The sequence below is a fragment of the Paenibacillus sp. EC2-1 genome (genome assembly GCF_049311625.1).
Taxonomy (GTDB): Bacteria; Bacillota; Bacilli; order Paenibacillales; family Paenibacillaceae; genus Paenibacillus_AQ.
Genome location: NZ_CP186006.1, coordinates 895,001 through 912,023, shown reverse-complemented (window position 1 = coordinate 912,023; position 17,023 = coordinate 895,001). Strand labels below are relative to the sequence as shown.

The following is a 17,023-nucleotide window of genomic DNA, read 5'->3' as shown; positions in this document are numbered from 1 at the left end:
CCATTCCACGACAGGTTATGCTTACCACTTCCTTGTACTATTCTGATTTGCTTTTTTCTAATGCAGCTTTAAGCAGGTCACCTAGATTAGACCCGATGGATTCCTGCTTACTGAATTTCTGGACAAGCTTGCGTTCTTCTCGCTTGTTAACATGCTTGCTGTCCTTGTTCAGCGTTTCAGTGATTCCGCAACCCAAACACTGAACGTACGCACCAGCCTTGCCTTCTTTCATCTCCATCTTCTTGTGACACTGCGGGCAGCGACGATTCGAAAGTCTTTTCTCACCGGAACGCTTGTATCCGCAATCCTCAGTTGGACATACAAGAAACTTCCCACGCTTCGTTTTCTTCTCAAGTAATCTCGTACCACAATCTGGGCAATGACTATTTGAGACGTTATGAGGCTTGTATTCTGCATTACTGCCTTTAACCCCAGAGACCAGCTCTTTCGTCATATCACGAATACCGCGTAAGAATGGGTCTGCCTTCCCCTGCCCCTTAGCGATTCGCTCTAATTCTCCTTCCCATTTAGCCGTGAGTTCTGGAGTTCTTAATGCCGGAGCTACGAGCTCGATGAGCTGCTTCCCTTTACCCGTGGGATGCAGAGACGAACCTTGACGCTCGATCGTATCTGAGCTAACAAGCTTCTCAATAATATCAGCTCGTGTAGCAGGTGTCCCAAGACCATGCTTCTCCATCTGGGATAAGAGAGCAGCCTCGTTATAACGTTTAGGAGGCTGAGTCCGGCCTGGTTTTACGATACAGCGACGTACAGTAACCTTCTCGCCTTCAGACAACGCTGGAAGTAATTTTCCTGATGGCTCGGTACCACTCGTCTCGGAACTCTCGTCCTCTCCCTCATCGTCATAATCTCCACCGTATACCTCACGCCAACCGCTATCTTTAACAGTGGTCCCTTTCGCACTAAAGGTCTCCCCTTCGATCTGAACCGTTACTGATACAGCATCATATCTAGCTGGTGGGTAGAATAAACTGATGAATCGGCGTACGATTAGATCGTACAGTTTTCGCTCATCACTACTCAGTTTATTCAACAATACCGTCTCTTCGGTCGGAATGATCGCATGATGATCTGTAACCTTGCTGTCATCCACAATCCGTTTACCGGGTGAAAGACTCTTACGAAGTAGAGGACGAGCCAGTGTCGCATACGGCCCAACAGCGACACTCTCCAGCCTTTCTTTTAAAGTTGATACCATGTCAGATGTCAGATAACGGCTATCTGTACGCGGATAAGTGACCAGTTTATGCTGCTCATATAACTTCTGTAGTACGTTTGACGTCTGCTTCGCAGAGAAGCCAAAACGACGGTTCGCATCCCGCTGGAGTTCAGTCAAATCGTACGCCAGTGGGTGTGGCTCGGATTTCTCGCTTTTCTTCACACTTGTAATTGTTCCTGTGCGTCCATCGATCTTCTGCTTCAGCTTCTCCGACTGGGCTTTGTCAAACAAACGACCATCTCCGCCAGATGCACGCCATGAAGCCTCGAATTGACCCAAATCCACGCTAATTGTATCGTACTCCTGCGACCGAAAGCCTGTAATCTCTTTCTCCCGCTCCATAATCATACCTAAGGTTGGCGTCTGAACACGTCCTGCTGACAGCTGAGCATTGAACTTACAGGTTAAGGCGCGTGTCACATTAAGCCCTACCATCCAGTCCGCCTCGGCCCGGCAGCGAGCTGATTCATAGAGACGATCGAATTGACTGCCTGGCTTTAATGAAGCAAATCCTTCCTTTATTGCCTTATCTGTTTGCGATGAAATCCATAACCGTTTAAACGGCTTATTCCATTTCGCCATATTCAGTATCCAGCGAGCGAGCAGTTCTCCTTCACGTGCTGCATCAGTTGCTACAATCATCTCTCCGATATCCTTACGTCGTAATAGCGCCTGCACCGTTTTAAATTGATGGCTCGTCTCCCGAAGCACCTTCAGCTTCATCTTGTCCGGGAGGATCGGCAGATCCTCTAATGCCCATGTCTGAAATTTATGATCATAATCCTCAGGCTCAGCTAGTCCCACCAAGTGTCCCAGTGCCCATGTAACAACATATTTTGGTCCTTCAAAATAATTCTTATGTTTCTCGCGGCTCCCCATAACTCGTGCAATCTCTCTTGCAACCGATGGCTTCTCCGCTAATACTAATGCTTTCATAGCCCTCCCCTTCCTCTGTACAGTTATTATAACCTCCCAATCTTTTATCCACAAAAAAATGGCTTCCCCCTAGTCATTAAGGTGGAAGCCATGCATCAGATGTAACAATTATCCATTGTATAAAAATATAATCGATTGTATTATTATAAGGCCTTAAAATCATATCATTAGAGCAAATAATATAAATATCATTATATAAATTACATTATAAAATGTGCATAAGGAGTTTGAAAATGAGCAGCTTAGAAGATCAACTAGAGAAAAAACCAAAGAGTTTTAATGTCTTTGTATTAATTTTTTGTCTTATCGTTCTATCCGCCATTCTAACCTACATTGTTCCTGCAGGTCAATTCGATCGAACAGAAGTAGACGGAAGAAGCGTTATTCAAGCAGATTCATTCCAGTATGTTGACACGGAGCCTTTAGGGTTGTTAGATATTTTCAGCAGTGTTCACACCGGTATGGTGAACGGGGCAAGCACGATTTTCTTCGTATTGATTATTGGGGGAACCTTTGGCGTATTTGCCGCAACGGGTGCGCTTGATGCATTCATCGCGATGATTTCACGCAAGATGGCTAACCGCGAGAAGCTTCTGATCCCCATCCTAATGTTATTTTTCGCTGTGGCTGGATCATTAATGGGAATGTCCGACGAAATTATTGTGTATATTGCCATTCTAGTCCCGCTCACCATTGCATTAGGATTTGATGCGATGACCGGCTTTGCCATGGTAACCATCGGTGCATCCATTGGTTTCACTTCCGCAGTCATGAATCCATTTACAGTAGGGATTGCACAAGGAATTGCAGAATTGCCAACCTTCTCGGGAATGGGCTTCCGAATCGTTATTTTTATTGTGATGTATATAGCAGCAGCTACTTATGTATACCGCTATGCTTCCAAAGTGAAGAAGGACCCGTCCATTGGGATCTACGGCAAATTTAAGCGAGGCGAAGTAAAAGCAGGAGCCAATACAGATCAAAAAATGACAAGAAGTCATAAACTTGTTCTGATCGCTTTCCTCGTTAGCTATATCGTACTCATCTTTGGGGTTACTAAATATGGCTGGTACATTACCGAAATTGCCGGGCTGTTCTTCCTGTTCGCTATCATTATGGGGGTTCTCGGAAAATTATCTCCATCAAGTATCGCCGACAACTTCATTGCTGGAGCCAAGGATTTACTTGGTGGTGCCATGATTATCGGTTTTGCCCAAGCTATTCTCGTCATTTTCAATTCAGCCGGCTTAATGGATACACTACTCTATCACGCGTCGAATCTATTAGGTAATGTACCGGGTACATTGTCAGCTGTCGGTATGTTCTTCCTACAGTTGATTCTGAACTTCTTCGTTCCATCTGGAAGCGGACAAGCTGCCCTAACGATGCCGCTTATGGCACCCCTGTCCGATATGATTGGTGTTACGAGACAAACCGCAGTACTTGCTTATCAGTTTGGAGATGGAATTTCGAAAGCACTCTTTCCAACAGGTAATATCATCGCAGCTCTTGCAGTCGGTGGAATCTCTTATGGAAAATGGGTTAAATGGTTCCTTCCGTTCTTCATCATTCAGTTTATTATAGCGATTGTTGCACTGATTATTGCTCAACTGATTCAATATGGTCCGTTTTAAGGAAAAGGAGTTAATGACATTGGTTAATGAACAACTAGTTAAACAAGCAATTCAAGATCGTCGTCATCTTCACATGCACCCAGAGCTTTCCGGCGAAGAGTATGAAACATGTAAGTTTATTCGCAATCGCCTAGAAGCTCTTCATATAGAAATTCTTGATTTTAAATCTCCAAGTGTTGTTGGGTATGTCAAAGGAACGAAAGGCGATAAAACATTAGCCTTACGTGCTGACATTGATGCACTTCCTATTACAGAAGAAGGCGACAAGCCTTATATCTCACAAAAACCAGGCGTAGCTCATATGTGTGGACATGATGGTCATACCGCTATTTTATTAGCAGTCGCTGAATGGATCTCCCAGCATACCCAAGAGATTGAGCCTAATATCGTGCTCATCTTCCAATCTGCCGAAGAAATTTCCCCTAGCGGAGCCGATCAACTCATTAAGCAAGGTGTACTGGATCACGTAGATGCAATCTTTGGTATTCACCTTTGGCAAGGAATGGACAAGGGTAAAATCGGTTTAAGACCTGGGCCTACGATGGCATCGGTGGATGACTTTGAAATTACGATTCAAGGGTATGGCGGACATGGTTCCATGCCTCACGAGACTATTGATCCTATTTATGTAGCTTCGCATGTAATTCAAGGCTTAAACAGCATCGTTAGCCGTAAACTTAATCCGATGGATGCCAGCGTCGTTTCCATTGGAAGAATTGAATCCGGTACGACCTATAACATCATCCCGGATTCAGCCAAGTTAATCGGTACGATTAGAACTTTATCACCCGGTGCTGTTCAGACGATCCAGCAGCAAATTGTGCAGATTACACAAGGCATTTGCAGCGCCTTTGGGGCAACAGCCAACGTAGACTTTATCGTTGGAACACCTCCACTCGTTAATGACCCTAAACAATTCGCATTTGCTGAATCGGTCATTCGAAGCACATTTGGCGAAGACGTGTTCGAGTTAGTTGAGCCAATCATGGGCTCTGAAGATTTCTCCTATTATTTACAAGAAAAGCCGGGTGCGTTCATCTATGTTGGTATGAGCGGAGAGAAGAGCATGTACCCTCATCATCATCCTAAGTTTGATATTGATGAAGATGTGTTCCCAGATGCCATTCAGCTTTTCTTGGAAATCATCAAAAACTATAAGTAATTCTATAGAGAAAGCACATCAACGAAGAAGACGTTGATGTGCTTTCTTGTTTGTCTAAACGATTGTAATAATCTACTCAATGGTCTGGTATAGTCGGTTTAGATAACGCCAACGTGTCACGAAGAAATAAATGATCTGTACCGTTAGGAAGAAGATAAAGATATTTACCGTATGCGACAGAATGGAGAAATCCACTAACTGCTGTAGCGCTATAAACGCAACTCCACTATGGATGACCGCAATAAGCATCGGAAGGAAGAACATGATCAGTAGTTGTCTTGTGACAATCTTGCTCAGTTCCCGACGACTCAAACCAACTTTTGAAATCATGCGATACTGCTGTTCATCCCGTGATAAATCAGAATATAGCCGGAAGTAAATGAAGCTTGCTGCAAATGTGAAGAACACAATGCCGATCAAACCACTGACCATAAGCAAAATTCCGTTTTGTTGCTGTGCGCTTTTCCATGAGAAATAGAGGGATTCAAAATAATATCCGTATTCATCTGTTTCAACACTGCTAAGCGAGTCGCGTATAGCCTTTGAAACCTCACCAGTATTTTTCCAATCCGCTACGGAGAACGTATAGTATGTCTGGTAGATAACCTCTTCGTCCTTCGCCTTCTCCACCTTATCGAACAAATCATCAGAGATAACCAGTGAATTTCCATATGAAAGAGGTAAAGCAATAAACGTCTCTGCTTTAATCACCTTAACAATTTGCTGTACCTTTCCACTTACGACTTCAATCTGATCATTTTCGTTGTCGTTTATTATGCCGTTTACCTTATTTTTGTTCTTAACTGTTATCGTTCCGGGCGATAAGATACCCTCAAATTCTGACAATCTTTCTTCTGGACGACCTAGTGCCCGGAGCAAACTATTATACTCAGAGAGCTTAACCAGCTTCATCCCCCTATCATCATAGCCGGAAGCAACCGAGGCTTCCGTATAATCAAAACCTGCCTTTTCCAGCTCCTGTCTGATAATGTTCAATTCCTTCATATCAGCCGATTGATCTTCGCCGTAGCTGGAGTACGTGTACGCATATGGGTTTTCCATCGCGGATAATCCTGGATCACCAATCGATAATGTCGTACCAATTCCGGTAAAAGCAGAAGCTGAAATAATGGATACAAGAAAGAACATCACCGCATTATCCTTGATTCGATACAATAGCTCTGAAATCGTAAGCAGATTGGTTCTCCGGAAGAAGAAGCTCTGGTTCTTCTGCAATCTCCGGATGAAAAACACACTAAACTGAGTGAAGAGAAAATAAGTTCCGAGGATGACCAGCACAACTCCACCGAACAATAGCGTTAGTGAGAATATCTGCAGCACCGCAAATATCATGACCATACCATAACCCGCTACAACAAGAAGAACAGCGAGTATTGCGAGCCAAGGCGAAGCTTTAGGCTGAGGCTTCGGACTCTCCTCGGCTTTAACCAGGTCGATCAGTGTACCCTTTCTTAACATGACGGACGAAAATAAGGCAATTAGCAGAAACAGCATCGCATAGGAGCCTGCCGTAAGCAGTAGTGCTTTTCCCGGAAAGTAAAAGGGAAGTCCATTTTCAACAGCTAGTAGCTTGGAGCTGATCAACAGAATCAGTTTCGAGAAGATAAACCCAATCCCGATCCCTGTAATAATAGCAGCAGCTCCAATCAGGATATTTTCAATAAATAACATCCGGTTCAATTGCTTGCGCGACATCCCCAAGATGAGCAGGATCCCGAATTCTTTCTTACGCACTTTAATAAAGGCGCCTACGGAATAGAGCAGGAAAAAGAACGAGAACACAAATACGATATACTGGGATACTGTCATCCCCATCGTACCGAGCATGCTGAGTGTTCCGCTGGAGGATACAATTCCATCTTTTAGATTCGGATGAAATGCGAGCAGCCCATAAGTAAAGAAGATCATAACCGAAAAAGCGCTGCTCAGAAAATGAGCGACATACGTACGCTTGCTACGAAGTACGTTATTAACCGCGAACTGGCGAAAATTCATGTCCTGTACCTCCCAGTAGCGATAACACGTTGATGATCTTTTGATAAAATGCCGAACGGCTTTCCCCGTAATTTATCTCGTTGTATAGCTGGCCATCTTTAATGAACACAACCCGGTCACAATAACTTGCCGCTACCGGATCATGTGTAACAAGGAGCATCGTCACCTTATCCTCTTTATTTCTACGCTCCATGATCTCCATGACATCCTGTGCCGCTTTCGAATCCAGGTTTCCTGTAGGCTCATCTGCGAGAATGAGCTTGGGAATATGAATCATTGCTCGAGCCACAGCCGTCCGCTGTGCCTGTCCTCCAGAGATCTCATAGGTCCGCTTGTTGAGAATCGACGTAATGCCAAGCTTCTCAGCCAAAACGCCGACACGCCGGTTCATTTCATTTAGGTCAACACCATCGAGCGCAAGTGGTAGCAGAATATTCTCTTTTACCGTTAACGTGTTAAGAAGGTTAAACGATTGAAATATAAACCCTAGCTCGCGGCGCCGGAACATTGCAAGCTTGTCTTGAGACAATTGAAAAGGGTCTTCTCCACCAATCCGAATCTCCCCTGATGTCGGTCGGTCAATCGTGGATATCAGATTAAGCAGGGTTGTTTTCCCGCTACCTGATGGTCCCATTATTCCAACGAATTCCCCTTCATTAATACTAAGATTGATATCAGAAAGCGCCTCGTGTGACACAGCAGCTTTATACACTTTACCCAGATTACGTACTGATAATATTTCCATTTCCATTACCTCATTTCGCAAAAATCAACTTAACTATCTGCAATCATTGTAAGCCACACCTATCTTCTTCTCCTATCGATCTGACTTTCACGTATCTTACATCGATGTAAGATTTCATCTTCCCTCATAGAACAAAAAAGAAACCCATTCCTTATCGTAAATTTCAGGGTCTTATCACCCCTTTACATAAGGATAGGTTTCTCTCTCTATGGGTTAAATATAAGCCGGACTATTGTACCTTTACCACGTTCAGACTCCAGTTCGACACGATGATTTAGCTTCAGAGCAACCTCTCTGACCAAATATAAGCCCATTCCCGTCGATTCTTTGTATTTTCTCCCATTCTCTCCGGTATAAAAGGCATTACATACCCGCGAAAGATCCGACTTTGGTATCCCTATGCCTCGATCCCGAATCTCCAGTCGTACTTCACGTCCATGCGCTGCTCTGGTAGCCTTGATCGTAACCTTTTCTCCACTGCCTGCCGAATATTTAATCGCATTCGATAACAGCTGCAGTACAATGAACCGAAGCCATTTCGCATCCGTCTGCACCACAATATCCTCATCTACAAGCATTTCAGGATACACATGACTATATATAAAATAACGTTTATTCTCATGAATAACGTCTTTCACAAGCTTCTGCAAGGACACAGGCTCAACACTAAAATCTTGTTCGAATGTATCGAGTCTCGACATGTACAGCACCATATCCAGCCCTCGCCTTAGGCGATCTGCCTCCTCCGAGATGCTCTTATAACTCTCGTTATCATCTTCTTGTGTAATCATCTCAATGACGGATAGCGGCGTCTTCATCTGATGGACCCATTGATTCATAAAGGTCATATGCTCTTTCTGTTTTCGCTCCCAATCCATGAGCTTACTCTGATATTGTCGATATTGCTCCTCCATAAGCTGATTTAATGCAGCTGGAAGTGGTGCAGACTCCTTATGTTTGATCGATTCATTCAGCGACCTCATCGGCTCTGATAACCTCTCGTAGAACCCCCGATGACTGTAGTACCTATACAACAAATAACCGCCAAGTATGAACAGACCGAGAAATATAGCATAAGCAGCAGTGACCGGATGATCATACCCATCGAACCAGAACACCAACAGCACCACTAAGAATTCAACTATAGAAAAAATAATTAACGGTAAATGCTCTAGCCAAAATAACTTCTTCATTGCTTCCAGACCGAGTTTAAGCGGTATCCCGAACCACGCACTGTTTCCAGAGCATCTTCTATCCCTAATTCACCTAATCGTTTACGAACGCGGGTAATATTAACACTAAGCGTATTATCATCTACAAAGGCATCATCCCACAGCTTCTCGAGAATCGTTTCCCTGCTGACAAGGCGTGGACTGCGACCAAGTAGAATCTCTAATAGTATGGTTTCTTTTTTCGTCAAAGCTACCGTCTGTTCGCCTAACTGAAGCTCCATTCTTTCTGGATAAAGTGTAAGCCCATCCTTCTCTACCTTCCGCTCCTCGGAAACAGAAGCATAATCCCCATATACCCGTCTAAGCTGGCTATGGATCTTCGCGATAACAATGTCGTGATGAAACGGCTTGGTTATATAATCGTCTGCCCCATTCTCAAGAGCCCTTAACTGATCCAACGTCCCACTTCTAGCCGAGATAAAAATAATAGGACATGTCGAGACAGACCGAATCATCCTGCACCAATAATATCCATCAAAACTAGGTAAGTTGACATCGAGTAGGACAACATGCGGCTCTATTTCTTTAAACTTCTCAAGCACATGATCAAAATCACTCACAAGCACGCCTTCGTTCCCATACCTACGAATATGCGATTCCAGCAATCCTCCAAGTTTAGGATCATCCTCGACAATCATGACCTTGTACATTCACTCCTGCTCCTTCCACAACACGTAAGGCTGTATCCCGTCTTGTGATAAGCAACCTATGTATGTCATGATTCTATAACGATTGCCGCCTCAAAAAAGTTTGTCCCCGCAGGAGAAACCCCCGTCACGTATATAACACCATTCTCTCCAGAAGAACGTCTCAGTTCCATCTTATCAAGCAGCCTAGCCTCCTGGTGATATGTAATCTTAAATGTTCTGACCTTAATATGCTCTAACTCCTCTAAAGTTAGTGTATCCCAGCATAAATCAGCATATCTTGCGTTATTCAAATGACCATTGCTGTCTAATCCACTGTAGCGAACGGTATGAGAAAAGACAGCTTCCAATAAGCTTCCCTCAGGAATGACATGCTTATCCAGCGGTACACCTGTGATTTCATTATGGACAGGCACCTCATAAGGAAATGCTGAAGGTCTCAAAATTTTTCGTTTATGTATATCTACCAATGCCCATACGGAACTTGCTGTCCCTATTTCTTTACCTTCTTCATTAGTAAAGCAGTAATCACGATACCACAGTGCTCCTTTAGAGCCTCTGTTCCAAGTTGTAATCTCTATACTGTCCTTATAGCTCGGTAAGCAGGACATATGGACCTCAAGGGTAATGAGCATCCAGCCCATCCCATGCTCCACCATCTGCTCTCTACTAACACCTAGAGATTCAATATGCCCATCTGCAGCTCGCTGCATGAGGCCTAACACGGAAGACCACCGAAGCACAGATTTATAATCAACTTGATCCGATTCTATCGTTATACACTCAGTCCATTTTGCAGTCATACTTAAAGCATCTCCTTTATTCTAAGACAAGCCTAAAAACAAGCTCCGAATTTGTGATTTACGCCAAAGCGATTCATTTTATCATAACGAATACCAAGCTTCTTTTCAAAATCCCTACCTGACTTACCTAAAGGTTAAAGAAGCGCTATAATAAATAAACTACAATCATTTCATTAAAATTTAGAAGGTGAACGTTGATGCACCACAGTGTTTTGGATGAGCTTCAGCTCCAGTATCACAAACTCTCTCATAAGGAAAAAGAAATTGCAGACTATATCGTCCAACATAAAAGCTCTATACAAAATATTAACATTCGTGAATTAGCAGATCACACACATTCGTCCACCTCAACCATTACCCGGTTCTGTAAAAAGATACACTGTGACAGCTTTGTCGACTTCAAAATCCGCCTGAGTAGAGAAGCCGATAAGCCTTCAGGAGATAACAATAGCTTCACGCAAGTCCAGAACATATACAATGAAATCGTCAATTCTACAGCGGACATGATGCATCAGGAAGATTTCGAGAAGGTCGTTCAGATGATCAAAACGGCAAACCGCGTTCAAGTCTATGGCCTAGGGAGCTCTGGACTATCCGCTCTTGAATTCAAATATCGTCTGATGCGAATGAACATTACGATAGATGCCATGACGGATTCTCATATGATGATCATGAGTGCAGCCCTGTTAAATGAGAATGATCTTATCATTGGACTGTCTAACTCCGGACAAACTACCGAGATTATCGATGCTCTAACCATTGGAAAGAGGAATGGGGCAGCAACGATCAGTATCACGAACTATAAACATACACCGCTCACGGATATTTCCGATATTTCTCTTTATACGCCGAGCCTGCACCGCATGGGGGATACGCAATTCATCAATAGCCAACTGGCTATAATATACGTGCTCGATGTTTTATCGATGCTGCTTCTGAATGATAAGAGCCTCTTCCAGAAACGTCAGGATACACTCGAGACACTTTACGAAAATTTAAAAAAAGATCTTGAAAACAACTGACATAAAAACGGCTTCGCCTCCTTATAAAGGAATGCGAAGCCGTTTTTTTATGTGTTAATTCTTAAATAACTAAGACTGAATATACTTAACAAATCTCTCCGTTATTTGTTGTGGTCTTGTGATGGCACCACCGACAACGACGCAATAGACGCCAACTTCCAGACAACGTTTCGCCATTTCAGGAGTAAGCACATTTCCTTCTGCAACAACCGGTGATTTAATGGCTTTTACAACATCCTTCAGCAATTTAAAATCATCGTTATACATCTTCTGTCCTGCCGTATGTTCCGTGTAACCGATCAATGTTGTACCGATCAGATCGAATCCTAGTTCTTCAGCCTTCACAGCCTCATCTACGGTCGAGATATCCGCCATAAGTAGTTGGTCAGGGTACTTCTCTTTAATCTGCTGAATAAGTTCTGGCAGTTCAAGTCCACCTGGTCGAACATCAGAAGTTGCATCCAAAGCAATAATATCTGACTTAGCCTCGACTAGTTCCTCGATCTCTTTCATCGTTGGTGTAATATACACCTTCGAATCTGGATAGTCTCTCTTCACAATCCCGATCACTGGCAGATCAACTTTAGATTTAATCTCCTTAATATCCTCAGCGGAATTAGCACGTATTCCTACAGCCCCACCTTCGAGTGCAGCTACTGCCATACGCCCCATTATAAATGAGCTATGAAGAGGTTCATTCTCTAATGCCTGACAAGAAACGATAAGTCCTTTACCTAAACCAAGCGATTCCAAACGTGGATTAATCATAATAAAGACACTCCCATGTAATTTGAAGTTATATACATCATTAATGAAAACCAATTTCAATATTAATATATACCTAGAAAGTCATTTTCGTCAATTGATATATAAAAATATCTATTTTCAGTTCCAGATAGCATGGACTACGCATTTTTACTGAAAGGGTACATTTAACTATTTGAGTATATTTGAGTTCATAACATGGATCTGTTTAAAACCTTCTAGTTTGGTTAATAGTAAAGCACAAGCAAATAAATCATTAAGAGGTGATTGGAATGGGTTTTCTTTGGTCATTAATTGTTGGTGGTATTATTGGATGGATCGCAGGTCTTATCATGGGTCGCGACATTCCAGGTGGTGTCATTGGTAACATTGTTGCCGGCTTTATCGGTGCGTGGTTAGGTGGATTGCTTCTGGGATCTTGGGGTCCAGAAATCGGAGACTTCTACATTGTGCCTGCATTGATCGGTGCTGTAGTACTTGTCTTCATCGTCAGCTTGATTATGGGTTCAATGAGAAAAGGTCGTTCTTAATCAAGTAACCTAAAAATCACACGAGGACTTGGACTATATGCCAAAAACCCCTCACGCCTACAGTTTCTGTGTTCTAGTCTTATCTAAAACACAGAACTGTCTGCTTGAGGGGCTTTTGCTATGTTATGTTATACCTCACATTATATCGACCACTTAATGATGGAACCAGCATATGTCATACCTCCGCCAAATCCATATAACATCACTTGATCCCCAGCCTTCAAACGACCATCATCGATTGCTAACTGTAGTGCAAGAGGTATCGAAGCGGCCGATGTATTCCCTCTGTATTCTACACTTGTCAAAGTCCGATCTAAGTTAATGGGGCCTCGCTCACAAATTGCTTCAATCATACGCAGATTAGCGCTATGAGGCGCGAACCAATTCACTTCATCCGCTTGTATATTCGCCTGTTTCAACAACGTATTCATACCTACAGGTACATTTCGAACAGCCCACTTATAAATTTCACGGCCATTCTGAACCAAAGATCCAGGCTTTAGCTCTTGGCCATCCATTTTTTCCGAAAGAGCTGTCTTATACAGATGTATTCCACCCTCACCGAAGGTACCTGATATATTTGCAAGGAATCCTGATTCGGTATCGTCTCTTTCAACTAGGACGGCACCAGCTCCATCTCCGAACAGTATACAAGTCGTGCGATCCGTATAATCTGTAATTTTGGATAGTGTCTCAGATCCAATAACGAGTACTTTACGATACATACCACTGGTAACTAAACCGTCTGCTAATTGGAGCGCATACACAAACCCAGCACAAGCAGCATTTAGATCGAGTGCCCCCGTACTTTTAATACCCAGTTTCGACTGTACACGAGCGGCAGTGCTTGGAAATGAATATTCAGGTGTGCTTGTGGCCACAAGGATCATATCCACATCATGTACTTCAACACCATACCGTTGCTTCATATCTTTAACAGCATTAATGGCAAGCTCGGAAACATATTGCTCCGGTTCCGCAATACGGCGTTCCCTCATGCCCGTCCGTTGTACAATCCACTCATCACTTGTCTCAACAAGCTTTTCTAAATCAGCATTCGTTAATACCTTGTCCGGAACATATGTCCCAATAGCGGTAATTCTTGATTTGGACTGAGTCACAAGGCACACCTCCATCTTTTCAATCATTATATCATTCAGTGTTAGTACTTGGTACTAATATATGTCTAAAATTTTATTATTTTTAAGGATAACTATTTGGAGAAGCGTAACAATAGTACCCATCCGTAAAAGAGAATATAACAAAAATCACCCCCATCCCAATGGGATAGGGGTGACGAGCTACAGATTGATGATCTTTACGAATCCTGTCTGTTTTATATAGATGGTCTTATACTTCTTTTGCCCATTACTATCCTTAAACAATAGAATCCTTTTACCTCGATTGTCCTCCAAAATCTGTGCACTATAGCCGGATAAATTCACTTTTGAGGCTAATGCTTTGTATTCTGGAAGCTTAACAATGGCGTCTGAAATAGAAGACTTTGTCTCCTGAGTTGGAGCTGATGATGCATTCGCATCTATCTTAATATAGTCATTAAAAATTTGACCACTGCGATAGTCAATGATTTTCAAACGGCTCTCTTTTTTGATATATACGCTTTTGTAGCGATTATGTCCGGTACCATCCTTTAGCAGTATCACGCGCTTATTCATACTATCCTCAAGAACTTTTGGATTATAGTTGGCCAATTTGACGTTTTTCGCTAGTGTCTCATATTCAGGAAAACTCTTAATATCTGTTGTTTGTGTAGCCTTCTCTTTTTTGCTGCTCTGAACCAAAGCAGAAGATTGTACTTTACTTGAAGTTGCTTCTATCTGCCCTTCACCGCGTATTGTATGTATTCCTACTGAAACTAACATAGTAACTCCTACTGCTATTGCTAATAATGTCTTCATCTGTAAACTCTCCTTCTGCTGCGATCAGATAATATAATAAGTATAACGGTGATAAATGAGAAATCCATGAGAGAAAGGAAAGAGTTTCATTAAAATGCAAAATGTATCGTAGCTGCTTCGTCACCTCATTACCATATAGACGAAATCAGTTCATGGAGAAGCACAAAAAAACCACTATCGATTGCTCGATAGTGGTTTCTCCGGTTGTTCGCTTGGCGACGTCCTACTCTCCCGGGACCCTTCGGTCCAAGTACCATCGGCGCTGGAAGGCTTAACGGTCGTGTTCGGGATGGGTACGCGTGGGACCCTTCCGCTATCGCCACCAAACGGTTCAAGTGTTTGATCACTTGAAAACTAGATACGAAACTTGAATTTGCGAATTTGCATTGTTTCTGAAAGTCTTGCTTCGATGCAAAGTGTATCGCTTCCGAAGCTAGTTTTCTTTCAGAAAACTTGTAGGATAAGCCCTCGACCGATTAGTATTGGTCAGCTCCATGCATTGCTGCACTTCCACCTCCAACCTATCTACCTCGTCGTCTTCAAGGGGTCTTACTAATTGGGAAATCTCATCTTGAGGGGGGCTTCACGCTTAGATGCTTTCAGCGCTTATCCCGTCCATACGTAGCTACCCAGCCATGCTCCTGGCGGAACAACTGGTGCACCAGCGGTATGTCCATCCCGGTCCTCTCGTACTAAGGACAGCTCCTCTCAAATTTCCTACGCCCACGACAGATAGGGACCGAACTGTCTCACGACGTTCTGAACCCAGCTCGCGTACCGCTTTAATGGGCGAACAGCCCAACCCTTGGGACCTACTTCAGCCCCAGGATGCGATGAGCCGACATCGAGGTGCCAAACCTCCCCGTCGATGTGGACTCTTGGGGGAGATAAGCCTGTTATCCCCAGGGTAGCTTTTATCCGTTGAGCGATGGCCCTTCCATGCGGTACCACCGGATCACTAAGCCCGACTTTCGTCCCTGCTCGACTTGTAGGTCTCGCAGTCAAGCTCCCTTATGCCTTTGCACTCTTCGAATGATTTCCAACCATTCTGAGGGAACCTTGGGGCGCCTCCGTTACTCTTTAGGAGGCGACCGCCCCAGTCAAACTGCCCACCAGACACTGTCCCCGCACCGGTTCACGGTACTAGGTTAGAACCTAGATACGATCAGGGTGGTATCCCAACGGCGCCTCCACAGAAGCTTGCGCTCCTGTTTCTTAGGCTCCCACCTATCCTGTACAGATCGTACCCAAATCCAATATCAAGCTGCAGTAAAGCTCCATGGGGTCTTTCCGTCTTGTCGCGGGTAACCTGCATCTTCACAGGTATTAAAATTTCACCGGATCTCTCGTTGAGACAGCGCCCAAATCGTTACGCCATTCGTGCGGGTCAGAATTTACCTGACAAGGAATTTCGCTACCTTAGGACCGTTATAGTTACGGCCGCCGTTTACTGGGGCTTCGGTTCATAGCTTCGGGTTACCCCTAACCACTCCCCTTAACCTTCCAGCACCGGGCAGGCGTCAGCCCGTATACTTCGCCTTACGGCTTCGCACAGACCTGTGTTTTTGTTAAACAGTCGCTTGGGCCTTTTCACTGCGGCCCCCTCGTGCTATTCACACTACCGGGGCACCCCTTCTCCCGAAGTTACGGGGTCATTTTGCCGAGTTCCTTAACGAGAGTTCTTCCGCGCGCCTTAGAATTCTCTTCTCGCCTACCTGTGTCGGTTTGCGGTACGGGCACCTTCACCTGACTAGAGGCTTTTCTTGGCAGTGTGAGATCATGACCTTCGCTACTATAATTTTCACTCCCCATCACAGCCTAGCCTTAACGATGTGCGGATTTGCCTACACATCAGCCTCACTGCTTGGACGGACATCCATCAGTCCGCGTCACTACCCTCCTGCGTCACCCCATCGTTCATAACGGTTTACGGTGGTACAGGAATTTCAACCTGTTGTCCTTCGATTACGCCTTTCGGCCTCACCTTAGGTCCCGACTTACCCTGAGCGGACGAACCTTCCTCAGGAAACCTTGGGCTTTCGGCGGATCAGATTCTCACTGATCTTTTCGTTACTCATACCGGCATTCTCACTTGTATGCTGTCCAGCGCTCCTTACGGTACACCTTCAACCTACATACAACGCTCCCCTACCCCTGATACTAAAAGTATCAAGCCATAGCTTCGGTGGTGTGTTTAGCCCCGTTACATTTTCGGCGCAGAGTCACTCGACCAGTGAGCTATTACGCACTCTTTAAATGGTGGCTGCTTCTAAGCCAACATCCTGGTTGTCTGTGCAACTCCACATCCTTTCCCACTTAACACACACTTCGGGACCTTAGCTGATGGTCTGGGCTGTTTCCCTTTTGACAAT

At 44.0% G+C, this 17,023-nt stretch carries 13 protein-coding genes and 2 rRNA genes (1 of these 15 only partly in view); 4 read left to right on the top strand and 11 right to left on the bottom strand.

The window, feature by feature from the left end; all coding sequences use genetic code 11:
* Positions 1 to 37 precede the first annotated feature (37 nt).
* Positions 38 to 2,176 (bottom strand): DNA topoisomerase III, encoded by a 2,139-nt coding sequence (locus ACK8P5_RS04345; protein WP_422659761.1) that lies wholly within the window; start codon positions 2,174 to 2,176, stop codon positions 38 to 40.
* Between the two features lie 233 nt (positions 2,177 to 2,409).
* On the opposite strand from ACK8P5_RS04345, the gene ACK8P5_RS04340 reads away from it, so the two are divergent.
* Together ACK8P5_RS04340 and ACK8P5_RS04335 are read left to right on the top strand one after the other, a co-directional pair.
* A complete protein-coding gene (locus ACK8P5_RS04340; protein WP_422659760.1) occupies positions 2,410 to 3,810 on the top strand; it encodes a YfcC family protein in 1,401 nt (466 codons plus the stop codon).
* A 13-nt stretch (positions 3,811 to 3,823) separates the two neighbouring features.
* Entirely contained in the window at positions 3,824 to 4,972 is a 1,149-nt protein-coding gene (locus ACK8P5_RS04335) for a M20 metallopeptidase family protein (RefSeq protein WP_422659759.1), read from the top strand.
* A gap of 72 nt (positions 4,973 to 5,044) precedes the next feature.
* Here the strand turns inward: ACK8P5_RS04335 and ACK8P5_RS04330 are convergent, their stop codons facing one another.
* From ACK8P5_RS04330 to ACK8P5_RS04310, 5 genes are all read right to left on the bottom strand, one after another.
* On the bottom strand, positions 5,045 to 6,988 hold the full coding sequence (locus ACK8P5_RS04330) for an FtsX-like permease family protein (protein ID WP_422659758.1): 1,944 nt from the start codon (positions 6,986 to 6,988) through the stop codon (positions 5,045 to 5,047).
* Positions 6,963 to 7,733, bottom strand: a complete 771-nt coding sequence (locus ACK8P5_RS04325; RefSeq protein WP_422659757.1) for an ABC transporter ATP-binding protein — start codon at positions 7,731 to 7,733, stop codon at positions 6,963 to 6,965. The genes ACK8P5_RS04330 and ACK8P5_RS04325 overlap by 26 nt, the downstream gene beginning before the upstream one ends.
* 206 nt (positions 7,734 to 7,939) lie before the next feature.
* Positions 7,940 to 8,926 carry a sensor histidine kinase gene (locus tag ACK8P5_RS04320; RefSeq protein WP_422659756.1) on the bottom strand — a complete coding sequence of 329 codons (987 nt, stop codon included), beginning with the start codon at positions 8,924 to 8,926 and terminating at the stop codon, positions 7,940 to 7,942.
* Complete coding sequence (locus tag ACK8P5_RS04315; RefSeq protein WP_422659755.1) at positions 8,923 to 9,615, bottom strand: response regulator transcription factor; 693 nt, start codon at positions 9,613 to 9,615, stop codon at positions 8,923 to 8,925. Before ACK8P5_RS04315 ends, ACK8P5_RS04320 begins: the two co-directional genes overlap by 4 nt.
* Before the next feature lie 65 nt (positions 9,616 to 9,680).
* Positions 9,681 to 10,415, bottom strand: coding sequence for an acyl-[acyl-carrier-protein] thioesterase (locus tag ACK8P5_RS04310; protein ID WP_422659754.1), 735 nt, complete (start codon positions 10,413 to 10,415; stop codon positions 9,681 to 9,683).
* 197 nt (positions 10,416 to 10,612) lie between these two features.
* On the opposite strand from ACK8P5_RS04310, the gene ACK8P5_RS04305 reads away from it, so the two are divergent.
* Positions 10,613 to 11,437: a MurR/RpiR family transcriptional regulator gene (locus ACK8P5_RS04305; protein WP_422659753.1), complete on the top strand. Its 825-nt coding sequence runs from the start codon at positions 10,613 to 10,615 to the stop codon at positions 11,435 to 11,437.
* Between the two features lie 69 nt (positions 11,438 to 11,506).
* Here ACK8P5_RS04305 and ACK8P5_RS04300 read toward each other — a convergent pair whose 3' ends face one another.
* Positions 11,507 to 12,205: an N-acetylmannosamine-6-phosphate 2-epimerase gene (locus tag ACK8P5_RS04300; RefSeq protein ID WP_422659752.1), complete on the bottom strand. Its 699-nt coding sequence runs from the start codon at positions 12,203 to 12,205 to the stop codon at positions 11,507 to 11,509.
* Between the two features lie 269 nt (positions 12,206 to 12,474).
* Here ACK8P5_RS04300 and ACK8P5_RS04295 point away from each other — a divergent pair, with 269 nt between their 5' ends.
* On the top strand, positions 12,475 to 12,732 hold the full coding sequence (locus ACK8P5_RS04295; RefSeq protein WP_422659751.1) for a GlsB/YeaQ/YmgE family stress response membrane protein: 258 nt from the start codon (positions 12,475 to 12,477) through the stop codon (positions 12,730 to 12,732).
* Positions 12,733 to 12,872: 140 nt separating this feature from the next.
* Here the strand turns inward: ACK8P5_RS04295 and ACK8P5_RS04290 are convergent, their stop codons facing one another.
* From ACK8P5_RS04290 to ACK8P5_RS04275, 4 genes are all read right to left on the bottom strand, one after another.
* Positions 12,873 to 13,853 carry a ketoacyl-ACP synthase III gene (locus ACK8P5_RS04290; protein ID WP_422659750.1) on the bottom strand — a complete coding sequence of 327 codons (981 nt, stop codon included), beginning with the start codon at positions 13,851 to 13,853 and terminating at the stop codon, positions 12,873 to 12,875.
* Positions 13,854 to 14,033: 180 nt separating this feature from the next.
* A complete protein-coding gene (locus ACK8P5_RS04285) occupies positions 14,034 to 14,651 on the bottom strand; it encodes a hypothetical protein (RefSeq protein ID WP_422659749.1) in 618 nt (205 codons plus the stop codon).
* 210 nt (positions 14,652 to 14,861) lie between these two features.
* Positions 14,862 to 14,978: ribosomal RNA gene (gene rrf / locus ACK8P5_RS04280) — 5S ribosomal RNA — on the bottom strand.
* Between the two features lie 129 nt (positions 14,979 to 15,107).
* Positions 15,108 to 17,023: ribosomal RNA gene (locus ACK8P5_RS04275) — 23S ribosomal RNA — on the bottom strand; it runs 1,012 nt beyond the window's last position.

What these genes read in the sequence shown, in the direction of transcription:
- ACK8P5_RS04340 (WP_422659760.1), top strand. Translation starts at nt 2,410, where the DNA reads ATGAGCAGCTTAGAAGATCAACTAGAGAAAAAACCAAAGAGTTTTAAT.
- ACK8P5_RS04295 (WP_422659751.1), top strand. Translation starts at nt 12,475, where the DNA reads ATGGGTTTTCTTTGGTCATTAATTGTTGGTGGTATTATTGGATGGATC.
- ACK8P5_RS04305 (WP_422659753.1), top strand. Translation starts at nt 10,613, where the DNA reads ATGCACCACAGTGTTTTGGATGAGCTTCAGCTCCAGTATCACAAACTC.
- ACK8P5_RS04285 (WP_422659749.1), bottom strand. Translation starts at nt 14,651, where the DNA reads ATGAAGACATTATTAGCAATAGCAGTAGGAGTTACTATGTTAGTTTCA.
- ACK8P5_RS04345 (WP_422659761.1), bottom strand. Translation starts at nt 2,176, where the DNA reads ATGAAAGCATTAGTATTAGCGGAGAAGCCATCGGTTGCAAGAGAGATT.
- ACK8P5_RS04310 (WP_422659754.1), bottom strand. Translation starts at nt 10,415, where the DNA reads ATGACTGCAAAATGGACTGAGTGTATAACGATAGAATCGGATCAAGTT.
- ACK8P5_RS04300 (WP_422659752.1), bottom strand. Translation starts at nt 12,205, where the DNA reads ATGATTAATCCACGTTTGGAATCGCTTGGTTTAGGTAAAGGACTTATC.
- ACK8P5_RS04315 (WP_422659755.1), bottom strand. Translation starts at nt 9,615, where the DNA reads ATGTACAAGGTCATGATTGTCGAGGATGATCCTAAACTTGGAGGATTG.
- ACK8P5_RS04330 (WP_422659758.1), bottom strand. Translation starts at nt 6,988, where the DNA reads ATGAATTTTCGCCAGTTCGCGGTTAATAACGTACTTCGTAGCAAGCGT.
- ACK8P5_RS04335 (WP_422659759.1), top strand. Translation starts at nt 3,824, where the DNA reads ATGACATTGGTTAATGAACAACTAGTTAAACAAGCAATTCAAGATCGT.
- ACK8P5_RS04325 (WP_422659757.1), bottom strand. Translation starts at nt 7,733, where the DNA reads ATGGAAATATTATCAGTACGTAATCTGGGTAAAGTGTATAAAGCTGCT.
- ACK8P5_RS04320 (WP_422659756.1), bottom strand. Translation starts at nt 8,926, where the DNA reads ATGAAGAAGTTATTTTGGCTAGAGCATTTACCGTTAATTATTTTTTCT.